Origin of the sequence: Paenilisteria rustica (genome assembly GCF_013820765.1) — a bacterium.
GTDB classification, from domain to species: Bacteria; Bacillota; Bacilli; order Lactobacillales; family Listeriaceae; genus Listeria_A; species Listeria_A rustica.
Genome location: NZ_JABJVM010000015.1, coordinates 65,895 through 81,251 on the forward strand (window position 1 = coordinate 65,895; position 15,357 = coordinate 81,251).

General features: G+C 43.6%; 12 protein-coding genes. 10 read left to right on the forward strand and 2 right to left on the reverse strand.

Features of this window, described 5'->3' with window-relative positions; genetic code table 11:
- The 3 genes from HPK16_RS12930 (at position 1) to HPK16_RS12940 (ending at position 5,018) form a co-directional block, all read left to right on the forward strand.
- Complete coding sequence (locus tag HPK16_RS12930; protein ID WP_181677354.1) at positions 1 to 3,219, forward strand: MMPL family transporter; 3,219 nt, start codon at positions 1 to 3, stop codon at positions 3,217 to 3,219.
- A 117-nt stretch (positions 3,220 to 3,336) separates the two neighbouring features.
- The gene (locus HPK16_RS12935; RefSeq protein WP_181677355.1) at positions 3,337 to 4,311 is read left to right on the forward strand and encodes an HD domain-containing protein; all 975 of its coding nucleotides are present in this window, start codon (positions 3,337 to 3,339) and stop codon (positions 4,309 to 4,311) included.
- A gap of 32 nt (positions 4,312 to 4,343) precedes the next feature.
- A complete protein-coding gene (locus tag HPK16_RS12940; RefSeq protein ID WP_181677356.1) occupies positions 4,344 to 5,018 on the forward strand; it encodes a uracil-DNA glycosylase in 675 nt (224 codons plus the stop codon).
- Between the two features lie 62 nt (positions 5,019 to 5,080).
- On the opposite strand, the gene rnhC is transcribed toward HPK16_RS12940, so the two are convergent.
- Positions 5,081 to 6,007, reverse strand: a complete 927-nt coding sequence (gene rnhC / locus HPK16_RS12945) for a ribonuclease HIII (protein WP_181677363.1) — start codon at positions 6,005 to 6,007, stop codon at positions 5,081 to 5,083.
- Positions 6,008 to 6,195: 188 nt separating this feature from the next.
- Here rnhC and zapA point away from each other — a divergent pair, with 188 nt between their 5' ends.
- The 7 genes from zapA (at position 6,196) to HPK16_RS12980 (ending at position 14,750) form a co-directional block, all read left to right on the forward strand.
- A complete protein-coding gene (gene zapA / locus HPK16_RS12950; RefSeq protein WP_036077066.1) occupies positions 6,196 to 6,462 on the forward strand; it encodes a cell division protein ZapA in 267 nt (88 codons plus the stop codon).
- A gap of 1 nt (position 6,463) precedes the next feature.
- Positions 6,464 to 7,006, forward strand: coding sequence for a CvpA family protein (locus HPK16_RS12955; protein WP_181677357.1), 543 nt, complete (start codon positions 6,464 to 6,466; stop codon positions 7,004 to 7,006).
- 70 nt (positions 7,007 to 7,076) lie between these two features.
- Complete coding sequence (gene polX / locus HPK16_RS12960) at positions 7,077 to 8,798, forward strand: DNA polymerase/3'-5' exonuclease PolX (protein WP_181677358.1); 1,722 nt, start codon at positions 7,077 to 7,079, stop codon at positions 8,796 to 8,798.
- 30 nt (positions 8,799 to 8,828) lie between these two features.
- The gene (locus tag HPK16_RS12965) at positions 8,829 to 11,186 is read left to right on the forward strand and encodes an endonuclease MutS2 (RefSeq protein WP_181677359.1); all 2,358 of its coding nucleotides are present in this window, start codon (positions 8,829 to 8,831) and stop codon (positions 11,184 to 11,186) included.
- A gap of 78 nt (positions 11,187 to 11,264) precedes the next feature.
- Positions 11,265 to 11,579: a thioredoxin gene (gene trxA, locus HPK16_RS12970; protein ID WP_036077069.1), complete on the forward strand. Its 315-nt coding sequence runs from the start codon at positions 11,265 to 11,267 to the stop codon at positions 11,577 to 11,579.
- A 145-nt stretch (positions 11,580 to 11,724) separates the two neighbouring features.
- On the forward strand, positions 11,725 to 13,524 hold the full coding sequence (gene uvrC, locus HPK16_RS12975) for an excinuclease ABC subunit UvrC (protein ID WP_181677360.1): 1,800 nt from the start codon (positions 11,725 to 11,727) through the stop codon (positions 13,522 to 13,524).
- Between the two features lie 11 nt (positions 13,525 to 13,535).
- Positions 13,536 to 14,750 (forward strand): aspartate kinase, encoded by a 1,215-nt coding sequence (locus tag HPK16_RS12980; protein WP_181677361.1) that lies wholly within the window; start codon positions 13,536 to 13,538, stop codon positions 14,748 to 14,750.
- 410 nt (positions 14,751 to 15,160) lie between these two features.
- Here the strand turns inward: HPK16_RS12980 and HPK16_RS12985 are convergent.
- Positions 15,161 to 15,357: transposase (locus HPK16_RS12985; protein ID WP_181677362.1), on the reverse strand; the 197-nt coding region annotated here is incomplete at its 5' end.

A 15,357-nucleotide genomic window follows, 5' to 3' on the forward strand; every position in this document is an offset into this window, starting at 1 on the left:
ATGAAATGGATTGTAAAATTTAGATGGCCTATTGTAGCAGCTTGGCTCGTAGTCATGGCTGTACTCATCTTCACGGCGCCAAACATGGCTGATTTAGTCCGCGAAAAAGGAGAAATCAAACTCCCAGATGGCTACCCGTCATCACTTGCGACAGAAATGGAGAAGAAACATAATCCTGATAAACAAGGTCAGGCTTACATCGCTGTCTATACATCCGATAAAAAACTTACGAAGACGGACTTGAATAATATCGAAGGCTCCCTCAGCGATATCGAAAAAAATAAGAAATCGCTACATATTACGAGTGTTGTCGACAGCTTTAATCAGCCGGAGCTAAAAGATAAATTCCTATCGAAAGACGGCAAAACGATGGTCGCGACATTCAATGTGGACGCAGGGGACACGCCAGTCAAAGAAATTCGCATCGATATCGACAAAAAAATGGACATCAAAGGCGTGGACACATATTTAACAGGAAACGCTTTGATTCAAGAAGATGTTGTCCAGAGTTCCGAAGACGGTTTACATAAAACAGAAGGCATTACCATCGTCTTTATTCTAGTCGTATTAGTCTTGGTTTTCCGCTCTGTTGTGGCGCCTTTTATCCCGCTCCTAACAGTTGGGGTCAGCTATTTAACGAGTCAGGCAGTCGTTTCCTTCCTAGTCGATCAATGGAACTTCCCAGTCTCGACATATACCCAAATATTCATGGTTTGTATCCTATTTGGAATCGGAACAGATTATTGTATCCTATTGATGAGCCGTTTTAAAGAAGAAATCGGCAACGGTTTATCCGGAAAAGAAGCGGTGTTTGCAACATATCGCACCGCTGGGAAAACCGTTATTTACAGTGGAATCGCGGTACTCGTGGCTTTTGCCTCACTCAGCTTCGTTCAATTCGAACTATACCGCTCGGCAGTTGCTGTTGCAGTCGGAATCGTCGTGCTACTCGCCGCGCTGTTCACCATCGTTCCATTTTTCATGGCAACACTCGGCACGGCGCTATTTTGGCCACTCAATAAGAATGTTGGGCACAAAGAAAATAAACTATGGGGCGCAGCAGGCAAGTTCGCGTTCGCCAGACCATTTCTCGCGCTTCTCATTGTAGCCGCAATCACTGTACCACCAATCATCATGCATACGGGGAATTTATCCTTCAACTCTCTCGACGAAATTAGCGACAAGTACCCATCTAAAAAAGGCTTCGACGTCGTTTCTGACAGTTTCGGAGCAGGTCAAGTCGCACCAACAACTGTATATTTGGAAAACGATGATTCTATGAAAACAACCGAATATTTAGCGCTACTCGAACAAATTTCGACAGACTTATCCCACGTAGACGGCGTTGATATGGTTCTAAGTGCCTCAAGACCAACCGGCAAGCGTCTGGATGACATTTATATCAAAGATCAAGCTGGCAAAGTTGGCGATGGTCTCGATACCGCAGACCAAGGCGTTGGTACGATTCAAAAAGGCTTATCCGATGCTAGTTCGCAAATGGCAAAATCAGAGCCGCAACTAAATGAAGCAGTCAAAAGTGTGGGAGAACTCCAAGCAGGAACCGTCGCAACAAAAGATGGCGTTGACCAACTACAAGCGGCGTTAACTCAAATCTCCGCAGGTATTAAAGCAGGGGCATCAGGTGCAGGCGATTTAGAAAAAGGTATCCAAGAAGCACGCGTACAACTTACCAAATTACAAGACGGACAACAACAGATCCAAGCAGGCTACAACCAAATCGGAACCGCATTACAAAAAGTTGCCGATCAAACAGCGAGCTTCCAAAACCCAGCACAACCAGCGATCGATACGTCGGCTTTAAATGCCTTATTCAGCAACATGGAGGGCTCCTTAAAAGCGTATATCGCAAGCCATCCAGCTGCAATGACCGATCCTGATTTTAAAGCAGTAATGGCTGATTTCGCGAAACTCGGTCAAGCAACGAAAGCGCTAGGGTCGCAAATCCAAGCGAGCATCGACAAAGAAATGGCAAAAGCCAAGCAACAAATGACGGCTCTGAATCAGGGCATCCAAACATTAGCGGCGAATATGGCCGAACTAAACGCTAAAAATGCAGAAATAACCCAAGGGCTTGGCGCCTTCAACAGCGGTTTAGGTCAAATTGAAACAGGCTTAACACAACTGGAAACAGGCTTAAATCAAGCTGCAACAGGCGAAGACCAAGTCATAGCCAAAATGCCTGAAATTTCATCCGCGCTAACGCAACTTGCCGCTGGACAAGGCCAATTACAAACAGGCTTCACTGCGATGTCAGGTCAAATCGGACAATTAACAACAGGCTTGAAACAAAGTGCAGATGGGCTAGGAAAAATCCAAACAGGCTTAACAGACGCCAACGATTTCGTGAAAAATTGGTCCAATGTACCGTACGACGAGTCAGGCATCTACATCCCAGAACAATTACTAAGCAACGCCGACTATCAAAAAGTACTCGACCAATACATGTCCTCCGATGGCAAATTAGCTTCCTTGAACTTAGTTTTAACGAAAAATCCATATTCCGATGAAGCAATGGACACTATCGATGGAATAAACGATCAGCTAAAATCAAGTTTACAAGGCACAAAACTTGAAAATGCCAACATCGGAATTGGCGGAATGACAAGCATTAACTATGACACAAGAGACATGTCGAGCGCCGATTACCAATTAGTATTAATTTTCGTACTAACCGGCGTATTTATTGTCCTAGTCATCGTGCTACGTTCACTCGTGATGCCACTTTACCTCATCGCATCGCTCGTATTAACGTATTTCGCATCTATTGGAATCGCCGAAATCATCTTCGCCAGAATCATTGGCTATGACGGCTTAACATGGGCGACACCGTTCTTCGGATTTGTCGTACTCGTCGCGCTCGGAATCGATTACTCGATCTTCCTGATGACACGATTTAACGAATATCATGGCATGCCAATTCGCGAGCGCATGATTTTAACAATGAAAAACATGGGTGGCGTCATATTCTCCGCCGTGCTTATTCTCGGAGGAACATTCGCTGCGATGATGCCAGCAGGAGTACTATCCCTACTAGAAATCGCCTCCGTTGTGCTTATAGGACTGTTGCTCTACGCATTCGTCGTCCTACCACTATTCGTCCCGGTCATGGTTCGACTATTCGGAAAAGCAAACTGGTGGCCGTTTATCACTAGGAAAAATGATCATCATGAAAACATGGATTCGAACGATCGTAAATAAGAATGAAGGCTGAGCAGTGTAAAAGCTGTTCGGTTTTTTTGTAGGCTAATGGTTGACATAGACGATAATTTATTATGAAATACGAACATTGGTTCTTGTTAGGTGGGGTGTTCCGATATGAATGGAAAAGATATTTTACACGGAGAATATGAATGGCACGATATCATGCAAGATTTAATAACAACGAAAGCAATGCAAAGGCTTCAAGGTGTTCATCAAGCCGGGGCTGCGTATTTGATTCATGAGAATTGGACCGTGACTCGGTTAGAACATTCTATTGGTGTAATGTTGCTCGTCCAGCGATTTGGAGGCATTATAGAGGAGCAAATCGCAGGATTACTGCACGATATTTCGCATACGAGTTTTTCTCATGTTATAGATTATCTCGTGGATGATAAAGCGGAAAGTTATCACGATCAAATTTTTTTAGACACGATACAAAATAGTGAAGTTGCCAATATACTAACTGCTGCCAACTATAATTTGTCGTTAGAAGATTTGGGACAGTATCCATTACTAGAACAACCAGCTCCTAATCTTTGTGCTGATCGAATTGATTATTTTCTAAGAGATATGCGGACGTATGGATATATTAGTGAAAGGGAAGTCACTGATTTTTTTGACGATTTATCTGTTGTTGACGGCCAGTTTGTGTTGCAATCAGAAACTATTGCGATGTGGTATATCCAGAAATACCAAGAATATGTCGCACTAGTTTTGCTTGACCCGAAAAATATATATAGTGCTTGGAAAATGACGATGATTTTACGGTACACTTTAGAATCCGGCTATATAACGCTGAAATTTTTAGAAATAAGCACGGATAAAGTTGTTATGGAGAAATTACGTGGAATTCCAGATGAGAAGCTACAGGGCATGTTAGCGACTTTATATACAGATGTAGAGGTAGTGCTTGATAAGCAGAATTACGATTTCTATATGCGAGGTAAAACAAGAGTAGTGGATCCGCTTGTACGAACTATAACGGGTGTTGTTCCAATCTCAACTATAAACGAAGAGGCGAAATCGAGTATCAAAAATTTAACGGAAAAGTATGAAAACGGTTCATTTATTCGAGTGATACATGTATAATTGTCGTATCAAGAATAACTGGGGGAAACAACATGATTCAATTAGGAAATGATTGGGATGCATTACTAAAAGAAGAATTTACGAAGGATTACTATTTGAAATTACGGGCTTTTCTGAAAGCGGAATATGGGAATCAGAAGGTGTATCCAGATATGTATGATATTTTCAATGCGCTGAAATATGCGGCTTATAAAGATGTGAAGGTTGTTATTTTGGGGCAGGATCCTTATCACGGAGCGGGGCAGGCACATGGGATGTCTTTTTCTGTGAAACCTGGTGTCAGAACGCCGCCGTCCCTTGTTAATATGTACAAAGAATTAGCGGATGATTTGGGGTCAGCTATTCCGAATAATGGTTATCTGCTTCCATGGGCGAAACAAGGCGTATTATTGTTAAATACCGTTTTGACGGTGCGGGAAGGGAAACCAAATTCCCATGCGAATCAAGGATGGGAGAAGTTGACGGATACGATTATTTCGCTACTCGGACAAAAGACTGAGCCGATTGTCTTTTTATTGTGGGGGAATAACGCGAAGTCAAAGCAGAAATTGTTGCGAAATCCAAAGCACAAGGTATTAACTTCGACACATCCAAGTCCAAAATCTGCTAACCTAGGTTTTATGGGATGCCGACATTTTTCGAAGGCGAACCAGTATTTAACGCAGAATGGTGTCGCACCGATCGATTGGCAAATTCCGAACATATAGAAACGATATCTTTACTAGGCAACTGATATGCGAAATAAAAATATCGTTTGCGGTTGGCTAAATTAATTTCTTCGCGATAACTTCCGAGCTTTGTCAGTATTTGCGAAATGCCATTTTGTATAGCGTTGAAGTGTTTCTGCGCCTTTTGTATCGAGAATATCAGCGGCAACTTGATCGACTTTGGAGCCGGCACCTTTGGGGATTTGGAGACCGAGTTCTCGCTCCATCTCACGGAACGCCTCGACAAAACGCGACCTAGCAATAATGGATGCAGCGGCTACAGAAAGATGCAGGCCTTCCGCTTTAGTAGCGAAGAAAACATCTTCACGGACGATCGAAGCTTCTTTAGCAAGGTAGCGATAATAGGTGTTTTTTTCGGCAAATTGGTCGATAAGAATCGCGTCTGGCTTGATAGGCTCGATTTTTTTCAAAACGTTCTCCAGCGCGCGATTATGTAGAATTGCTTTCATTTGACCTTGGTTCATGCCGTTTGCTTGTAACTCGTTGTATTTAGGGTTAGGCAATAACAAGAGACTGTGAGGGACGACCGGTATGATTTTTTTAGCAATCTCGCAAATCTCTGGATCGGTCATTGTTTTTGAATCCTTCACACCGAGTTGTTTCAAAAGAGGCATCATCGCTTGGTCGACGTAGCAAGCCGCGACAATCATTGGCCCAAAATAGTCACCTGTCCCAACTTCATCTGAACCGGCGACGTTTTTTGATGCGAAACCAGGCGGGAGAACGGAAGTGCTTACTTTTGTGGATTTGACTTTTGGTGTTGTAGCCGTGCCCCATTTGGCGGCTTCGCGTTCGCCGGCTGCGCCTTGGAACATGACTTTGCCAGATTTATAGGCGGTGATAGAGAGACCTGTTTTTTTTACAGCGAAAATTGCACCGGCTGGTATTTTATCGGACATATGAGATAAATAAGCTTTTTGCATGGCTTCGATTTGTTTTGGTGTGGCTTGAATAACGGTGTTTGCGATTGGAATCAACTTCTTTCTTTTAGGTTCATTGCTTTTTATTTTACCATAATTCGCGGAATTGTTTCATACTTAAGACTGAAATCGTTCTAGATTAGAACATTTGCGCTTTTCTTCGTTTGCTTTTCATGATAAGATGGGGTACAAGTAGGATAAATGTGTGCTGAGGATATTAATGAGGAGGAAGACAGATGGCGGATAATACTAGAAATAAGCTGACAACAACAATATATGGAAGAGAATATACGATTGTTGGTGTAGAATCTACCGAACATCTTCGTCTTGTTGCGCGTCTTGTCGATGAAAAAATGCATGAGATTGGTGCGCAGAATCGGTCTTTGGATAGTGGTAGACTTGCTGTTTTGACTGCTGTTAATGCCACACATGATTATCTGAAATTAGAGGAAAAATATCAAGAGCTGGAGAAAGAGTTGGCTCGGATTAAAGGACGCGAATAAATTGATTTTAAATGCTATTATACTCATTTTGTTAATTGGAGGATTCGTCAACGGCTATCGTAACGGTTTTTTGCGCCAGCTAATTATCACGATTGGTTATCTATTAAGCTTCTTTGTGGCATACAAGTACTATGAAGAGTTAGCGCCGCATATTACGTTCATTCCATATCCAGAATTGGATAAATCAAATGACCTGTATGCGTTACTCGATGCGCTTCATACAGAGAATGCGTATTATAATAGTATTGCCTTTCTGATGATTTTTCTAGTTGCGATTATCGTTGTACACATGATTGCTTCTTTGTTTAAAGGAGTCACAAAAGTACCTGTTTTACGTCAAGTGAATGGCTTGATTGGTGCTGTATTAGGTGTTTTACAAACGTATTTAGTTATTTTCTTGATTCTGTACATTGGTGCAATTTTTCCAGCAGAGTGGGCGCAAAATGCGATTACTGGCTCGTCAGTCGCTACGTGGATTCTAGAAAATACACCGTTATTATCTGAATCATTCTATAAGTGGATGACCGGAATGTTACCTAAATAGTTTCTATGGATGTCAGCGAAAAGCTGGGGCTGCTCAGTTCCAGCTTTTCTGCTTGTTTTTAGAGGGAGTGATGGGGAAAATGAATAAAAAGAAAATTATTAATTTATTAGAGACAATCGCGTTATATATGGAGTTAAAAGGTGAGAATCCTTTCAAAATATCGGCATTCCGTAAAGCAGCAATTGCTTTGGAACAAGATGAACGCAGTCTGTCGGAAATCGATGACTTTACAAAGATTAGTGGAATCGGTAAATCAACAGCAGTAATTATTCAAAATTATCTCGAAACTGGTGAGTCCGAAGAGTTAGAGTCGTTGAAGAAAGAGGTTCCAGAAGGCTTAGTGCCACTTTTGAAAGTGCCGGGGCTTGGTGGGAAGAAGTTATCTCGCTTGTATCAGGAGCTTGGTGTTGTTGATCGGGACTCGTTGCTTGCTAAAGCGGAGGAGGGTAGTATTTCTGCGTTAAAAGGCTTTGGACAGAAGTCTGTTGATAAGATGGTCGAGGCTGTTCAGGAAATGGGAGAGCGGCCGGATCGATACCCACTGAATGATGTGTTACCGATTGCGAAGAGTTTGGAAGCTTATCTGGCTGGAATCCCTGAAATTGTACGATTTTCGCATGCGGGAAGTTTTAGAAGGTTGCGGGAAACGGTGAAGGATTTGGATTTTGTCATTGCAACGGATAAACCAGATGCGGTAGCCAAGCAACTTTTAGCGATTGAGACGATTGACCAAGTGATTGCGGCTGGGGATACAAAGGTTTCGGTAGATTTGAATGAAGCTATCAAAATTTCTGTAGATTTCCGGATGGTCGCGCCAGCTGAATTTGTCAGTACACTACACCATTTTACAGGTTCGAAAAATCATAACATCCGGATGCGTCAAATTGCCAAGCAACAGGATGAGAAAATCAATGAGTATGGTGTGGAAGACAAAGCTGGAAATGTGAAGCAGTTTGAGACGGAGGAAGCATTCTTTGCCCATTTCAATATTCCCTTTTTGCCGCCTGAGGTGAGACGTGACGGCACGGAAATTGACCGAATTAAAGCGGATACTGCGTTCGTGCAACTAGCGGATATAAAAGGTGATCTGCATATGCACACGACTTGGTCTGATGGTGCGTATTCGCTGACTGAAATGATTGAAGCGTGTATTGCGAAGGGCTATGAATATATGGTGATAACGGATCATGGACAGTTTTTGAAAGTGGCGAATGGTCTTACGGAGGAACGAATCCGGAAGCAACAAGCAGAAATTCGAGCGTATAATGAGCAGTATTCGGAAATTGAGATTTTATCGGGAATTGAAATGGATATTTTGCCGGATGGAACGCTCGATTTTGATGATGATTTGCTGAAGGATTTAGATTTTGTCATTGCTTCGATTCATTCTAGTTTTTCACAATCAGAGGAAGAGATTATGAGCCGGTTGCGAGTGGCTTGTGAAAATCCATATGTGCATTTGATTGCGCATCCGACGGGACGTGTGATTGGTCGGCGCGATGGATATCGTGTGAATGTGGAGGAATTGATTGAACTGGCTGCGAAGACTGGCACGGCGCTTGAGCTCAATGCGAATCCGCAGCGGCTGGATTTGACTGCGAAATATTTGGAGCTTGCGGCGGAACAGAACGTGCCTATTGCGATTAATACCGATGCGCACGATACGAAACATCTTGATTTTATGGAGATCGGCGTTCGAGCAGCAACAAAGGGCTGGCTGAGTAAAGAAAATGTACTGAATACGATGGGAAAAGAGGATTTTCTCGCGTTTATTAAAAATAATCGTCCGTAATAGAAGGACGCTAACTGGAGTTAAAATAATATGAGTAAAAAAGTAGAAACGATTTTAGAATTCGATAAAATAAAGCAACAGCTCCTCGAATTTGCTTCTTCTGCATTAGGTGAGGAGGCCATTCGAGCGTTACAACCAACATCTGATATAGAAAAAGTGAAATTAGCGCAACGGGAAACCGAGGAAGGTGCAAAAGTCATTCGATTACGTGGTGCGGCACCAATCTCGGGGATTTATGATGTGGCAGGGCATATGAAACGTCTGGAAATTGGCGGAGATTTAAGCGGTCTGGAACTTTACCAAACCGGGAGCAACCTTCGTGTGAGTCGCCTGATGAAGCAGTTTATTGACGGCCTCGTAGAACAAGGCGTTGAAATAGAATTGCTAGATGAACTTGCTGGGAAGCTTGCGCCAATGCGCGATACGGAAGACACGATTGCGCTTACGGTGGATGAAGCTGGTGAAATTTTGGATACGGCGAGTGAAGCTTTACGCAATATTCGTCAAACGCTGCGTCGTACAGAAGGCCGTGTTCGTGAGCGTCTGGAACAATATTTACGCGATAAGAATGCGTCTAAAATGTTGAGTGACACGGTTATTACGATTCGAAATGATCGCTACGTTTTACCGGTAAGACATGAATATAAAGGGCATTATGGCGGGATTGTACATGACCAGTCGGCCTCGGGTCAAACGCTATTCATCGAGCCGCAAAGCGTGGTGGATATGAATAATGAACGCCGAACTTTACAGGCAAAAGAAAAGCAGGAAATCGAACGTATTTTAGCGGAGGTTTCTGCCGTTTTAGCGGAATTCATCACAGAAATTCGGCAAAATACGTATGTCCTCGCTCGATTCGATTTTATTTTTGCAAAAGCAAGATTTGGAAAGTCGATGAAGGGTGTTACGCCGCGTATTAATCAAGACGGTATCGTGAAGCTGCTAAATGCGCGTCATCCGCTACTTGATCCGGAAACGGTGGTTAGCAATGATATCCTGCTTGGTGGGGATTACCGCGCGATGCTGATTACGGGACCAAATACTGGTGGGAAAACGATTACGCTGAAAACACTAGGTTTGCTTACATTGATGGCACAGGCTGGATTGCAAGTTCCGGCAGAGGAAGAATCAGAAATTGCTGTTTTCTCGCAAGTTTTCGCCGATATTGGAGATGAACAGTCGATTGAGCAGAGCTTGAGTACGTTCTCCTCGCATATGACGAATATTGTCTCGATCCTTGACAAAATGGATGCCGATTCCTTAATTTTATTCGATGAGCTTGGTGCGGGTACGGATCCACAAGAAGGGGCGGCGCTTGCGATTGCGATTCTTGATGCGGTGGCGGCCAAACAAGCGAGTGTTGTGGCGACGACGCATTATCCTGAACTAAAAGCGTATGGGTATAATCGGGAATTTGCGACGAATGCATCGGTGGAGTTTGATGTCGAGACATTGAGTCCGACTTACCGGTTATTGATTGGTGTCCCTGGGCGAAGTAACGCTTTTGCGATTTCACGTCGCCTTGGTTTGAGTGAGGCGGTTATCGAAGACGCTAGAAGTCTGGTAGACACGGAAAGCGCGGATTTGAACGATATGATTTCGAGTTTGGAAGAGAAGCGTAAGGCTGCGGAATTGGAATACGAAGAAGCCTACCAAATGAGTCGTGACGCCGAAAAACTGCAAAAAGACCTCCAAAAAGAGATTATCGCGTATCATGATCAAAAAGATAAATTGCTTGAAAAGGCAAACGAAAAAGCAGCAGGTGTCATCGAAAAAGCAGAAGTCGAGGCCGAAGTGATTATTCAAGAGTTGCGCCAAATGCAGCTTCAAGGTGCCGCAGGACTCAAAGAACATGAACTAATTGAGATGCGAAGCCGCCTAAATCAAGTGAAGCCAAAAACGATTCAGAAGAAAGTCGTCCATGATGTGCCAAAAGTGGCGCATAAATTCGCACAAGGAGATCAAGTCCGAATTTTGTCATTGGGGCAAAAAGGTGTACTTCTCAATCGGGTGAACAGTAAAGAATGGAACGTTCAAATAGGGATTATTAAAACGAAGGTGAAGGAAGCGGATCTGGAGTATATGAAACCGGAGCAGCCGAAGAAATTACGCCATGTGACGACGGTGAAAAGTGATAATTCAGTGACGAAAACCGAGCTTGATTTGCGTGGTGTCCGTTATGAAGACGCGCTACAACAAGTGGATAAATATATCGATGCAGCCTTGCTCGCCGGTTACCACCAGGTCAGCATTATTCACGGTAAAGGGACGGGCGCGCTACGACAAGGAGTTACCGAATTTCTGAAACATCACCGGATGGTGAAGTCGATTCGATTCGGAGCCGCGGCAGAAGGCGGAAATGGGGTAACCATCGCCGAGCTGAAGTAAGATTTTGAGCAGATTATTGGCTCCATACGCAGACGCAGTGCTATACTAACGATACAATATGTGTAAGGAGGTAGAGAAATGGCTATTCAAGAAATTACAGACGCGGATTTCGAGAAAGAAACGAGCGAAGGTCTAGTGCTTACTGATTTCTGGGCAACTTGGTGTGGTCCTTGCCGTATGGTTGCGCCAGTTCTAGAAGAAATTGACGCAGAACAAGGCGACAAATTAAAAATTGTTAAAATGGACGTGGATGCGAACCAAGAAACACCAGGAAAATTTGGTGTGATGAGTATCCCGACATTGCTTATTAAGAAGGATGGCGAAGTGGTTGATACAATTATCGGCTACCGTCCAAAAGAAGAATTAGACGAAGTTTTAGCGAAATATCTATAAAATTGTCGAAGAGCTGGTTAAAAATGAGAGGAAGCGCGAATTAGTTCACGTTTTCCTTTCGTTTTTCCTAGCTTTTTTTGTTGCAACAAAGCCGATTTATGCTACACTAAAGAGGAAGTAAAAGCAGTGATGTGGAGTGATAACTATGACGACTGAACATATCCGAAATAAGCTTGCCTTTTTGCCTGATCAGCCTGGTTGTTACTTGATGAAAGACCAGCAGGGTACGATTATTTATGTTGGCAAGGCGAAGGTTTTGAAGAATCGTGTGCGTTCCTATTTCACTGGTTCGCATGATGGTAAAACTCAACGATTAGTCCAAGAAATTCGTGATTTTGAATATATCGTGACATCCTCGAACGTTGAGGCGCTGTTGCTCGAAATAAACTTGATTAAAAAGCATGATCCGCGCTACAATATTATGCTAAAAGATGACAAAACCTATCCTTTTATAAAATTGACGAATGAAAAGCATCCTCGGTTGATTATTACGCGGAAAGTTAAACGTGATAAGGGAAAATATTTTGGACCGTATCCGAATGTGTATGCGGCAAATGAGACGAAGCGGATTTTGGATCGGTTATATCCGTTACGCAAATGTACGACGATGCCGAGCAAAGTGTGTTTGTATTACCATTTGGGGCAGTGCCTTGCGCCTTGTGTTTTCAAAGTGGAAGCCGATACGTATAAAACGATGACGGACGAGATTGTCCAGTTTTTAAATGGTGGATATAAAGAAGTGAAGCAGGATTTGATGGGTAAAATGCAAGAGGCGGCTGAGTCGATGGAATTCGAAAAGGCAGCTGAATTTCGCGATCAAATCACTGCGATTGAAACGACGATGGAGAAACAGAAAATGACAATGAATGACTTTGTGGACCGCGATGTGTTTGGCTACGCGATTGATAAAGGCTGGATGTGCGTACAAGTTTTCTTCATTCGGCAAGGGAAACTGATTGAACGTGATGTGTCGCAATTCCCATTTTATAGCGATGCGGATGAGGATTTTTTGACGTTTATCGGGCAATTTTATCAGAAGGCAAATCATATTCCGCCGCAGGAAATTTTTCTTCCCGACGATGTGGATGAAGAGGCGATTCAGGCATTATTACCAGACACGAAGATTCTCGTTCCAAAGCGTGGCAATAAGAAAGACCTCGTTAAACTGGCTTACAAAAACGCTGAAATTGCGTTAAATGAGAAGTTTCTGTTGCTCGAACGCAATGAAGAACGGACGGTCGGGGCTACGGAAAAACTTGGGGAAGCGATGGGAATTCCGACGCCGAACCGGATCGAGGCTTTTGATAACTCGAATATTTATGGAACAGACCCAGTTTCCGCGATGATTACATTTCTCGATGGGCGCCCAAGCAAGAACGATTACCGCAAATATAAGATCAAAACGGTTGTCGGACCCGATGATTATGCAACGATGCGCGAAGTGGTGCGTCGTCGTTATTGGCGCGTACTCAAAGAAGGTTTACCGCTCCCAGATCTCATTTTGATAGATGGAGGGAAAGGTCAGATTGATAGTGCGAAAGATGTGCTGGTCAATGAGCTCGGACTGGACATTCCGGTTGCGGGACTTGCCAAAGATAGCAAACACAAAACGAGCCAACTGCTGTTCGGTGATCCATTGGCGGTCGTGCAATTACATCGAAATAGCCAAGAATTCTACCTACTACAACGGATTCAGGATGAAGTCCACCGGTTCGCGATTACATTCCATCGCCAACTACGAAGCAAAACTGGCTTCCAATCCTTGCTCGACGGTATTCCAGGCGTTGGCCCAGGCCGCAAAAAAGCGATTTTAAAACATTTTGGCTCGATGAAAAAATTAAAAGTGGCATCCGTCGCAGAAATCCAAGAAGCAGGTGTACCAGTAGCCGTTGCTGAAGCAGTCCACGCAAAATTTGCCAAAATGAATGAAGAAAAACCGAAATAGGAGGGGTATTTTTGGGAAGAGTAGTTTTAAAATTCGGCGGAACCTCAGTGGGCACCATCGAAAAAATCAAAAAAACCGCAGACCAAGCAATCCGCGAATTTGAAAAAGGGAATCAAGTAGTGGTCGTCGTTTCAGCGATGGGAAAATCCACAGATCGGCTAGTCGACATGGCGCTAGAAATCAGTGAGCATCCAAGTAAGCGCGAAATGGATATGCTACTTTCGACTGGCGAACAAATCACGATTTCTCTATTATCAATGGCCCTTCACGAAAAAAACTATGAAGCGGTTTCCTACACAGGCTGGCAAGCAGGCATCACGACCGAGCCGATTGCGAGCAATGCCAGAATTCTAGACATTGACACGGAAACGATTCAAGATGCGCTAGCCAAAGGTCAAATCGTGATTGTTGCGGGTTTCCAAGGTGTTAGCGGAGACGGCGAAATCACGACATTAGGAAGAGGCGGATCCGATACGACGGCCGTTGCGCTTGCTGCAGCCTTAGAAGCTGATAAATGTAGCATTTGCACAGATGTCATCGGCGTTTTCACAACAGACCCGCGTTATATCAAGAATGCACGCAAGTTGAGCCGAGTGACCTATGATGAAATGCTAGAATTGGCGAATCTTGGAGCTGGCGTTTTGCATCCGAGAGCGGTGGAGTACGCGAAAAATTACCGCATCCCGCTTGAAGTCCGAGCCAGCCATGAAATTGAAGCAGGAACGATGATTGAGGAGGAAATGACCGTGGAAAATACGAAAGTCGTGCGAGGAATCGCATTTGAAGATAAAATAACCCGCGTAACGATTCACTGGGATAAGAAAGAAAACATGCGCGTGTCAAAAGTTTTTACAACGCTCGCAGATAATAATATCGACGTGGATATTATCATCCAAGGTATCACCGGACTTGGCCACGGCAACCTTTCCTTCACGATTAAAACAAAAGCACTGCTCGAGACATTAGCTGTGTTGGAAGATCACCAGGAAGCGTTACAGTACGCAAACCTAGAATCTGAGCAGAACTTAGCGAAAGTATCGATTGTTGGGTCTGGGATGGTCTCTAACCCAGGAGTCGCGGCGCATATGTTTGAGGCGCTGACGGATAACGATGTCGCGATTAAAATGATCAGTACATCGGAAATTAAGGTTTCAACCGTGGTGGATGAGAAGAAGATGATCAAAGCCGCGCAGGTATTGCATGATCGATTTGAGTTGGAAGATTGAAAAATGTGTGTGGGACATACCCCAGATAAATCGGCGAGAAGCGTTCGCGTTGTTGGGGTTGTACGAAATGGAATGAGTTACAGCCCCAATATGCCTGTGAGCATCGCGAATAGGCGGTCCTCCATTACATTTAGAACTTGGAAACCATACACCTTTGCTGTTCTGCTACACAAGAGCAGTTTCGCTTAACTTCTTACATGGTCGAGGAAACAAACTACCCTCTCCCTGTTTTTAGTCATCACATACACCAGTATGTGCAGCTCAGACTTCCACCAAATCCCCTGGATACAAACGCTTTCGCTCGATTTGTTTGAAGCAAGGTAACACCTACCTGAAAAAATGGCTCTATGTCAATTGTTGGGGTGAAATATCAAGGTGCGAGCTAGGGAGTCAATAGCTCGTGCCTTTTCTTAACCTACAGAGATGTCAAAATCTTTGATAAAGTGTTGTGCTAGTATTTTGGCTCGGAATCTTTCGAAACATTGAAAGCCATAAGCGCCACGTTTTAAAACTTTGGTTCGATTGTTAATGCCTTCTACGAAGCCATTAGATAAATGTGGGTAAATAAAAGCGTTAATAATTTCTGTTTCCCAGCGTTGAAAGGTTC

Excerpts from the sequence above, each read along its gene's own strand:
- HPK16_RS12935 (WP_181677355.1), top strand. The coding sequence starts at position 3,337 with ATGAATGGAAAAGATATTTTACACGGAGAATATGAATGGCACGATATC.
- trxA (WP_036077069.1), top strand. The coding sequence starts at position 11,265 with ATGGCTATTCAAGAAATTACAGACGCGGATTTCGAGAAAGAAACGAGC.
- polX (WP_181677358.1), top strand. The coding sequence starts at position 7,077 with ATGGGGAAAATGAATAAAAAGAAAATTATTAATTTATTAGAGACAATC.
- HPK16_RS12940 (WP_181677356.1), top strand. The coding sequence starts at position 4,344 with ATGATTCAATTAGGAAATGATTGGGATGCATTACTAAAAGAAGAATTT.
- HPK16_RS12965 (WP_181677359.1), top strand. The coding sequence starts at position 8,829 with ATGAGTAAAAAAGTAGAAACGATTTTAGAATTCGATAAAATAAAGCAA.
- uvrC (WP_181677360.1), top strand. The coding sequence starts at position 11,725 with ATGACGACTGAACATATCCGAAATAAGCTTGCCTTTTTGCCTGATCAG.
- HPK16_RS12930 (WP_181677354.1), top strand. The coding sequence starts at position 1 with ATGAAATGGATTGTAAAATTTAGATGGCCTATTGTAGCAGCTTGGCTC.
- zapA (WP_036077066.1), top strand. The coding sequence starts at position 6,196 with ATGGCGGATAATACTAGAAATAAGCTGACAACAACAATATATGGAAGA.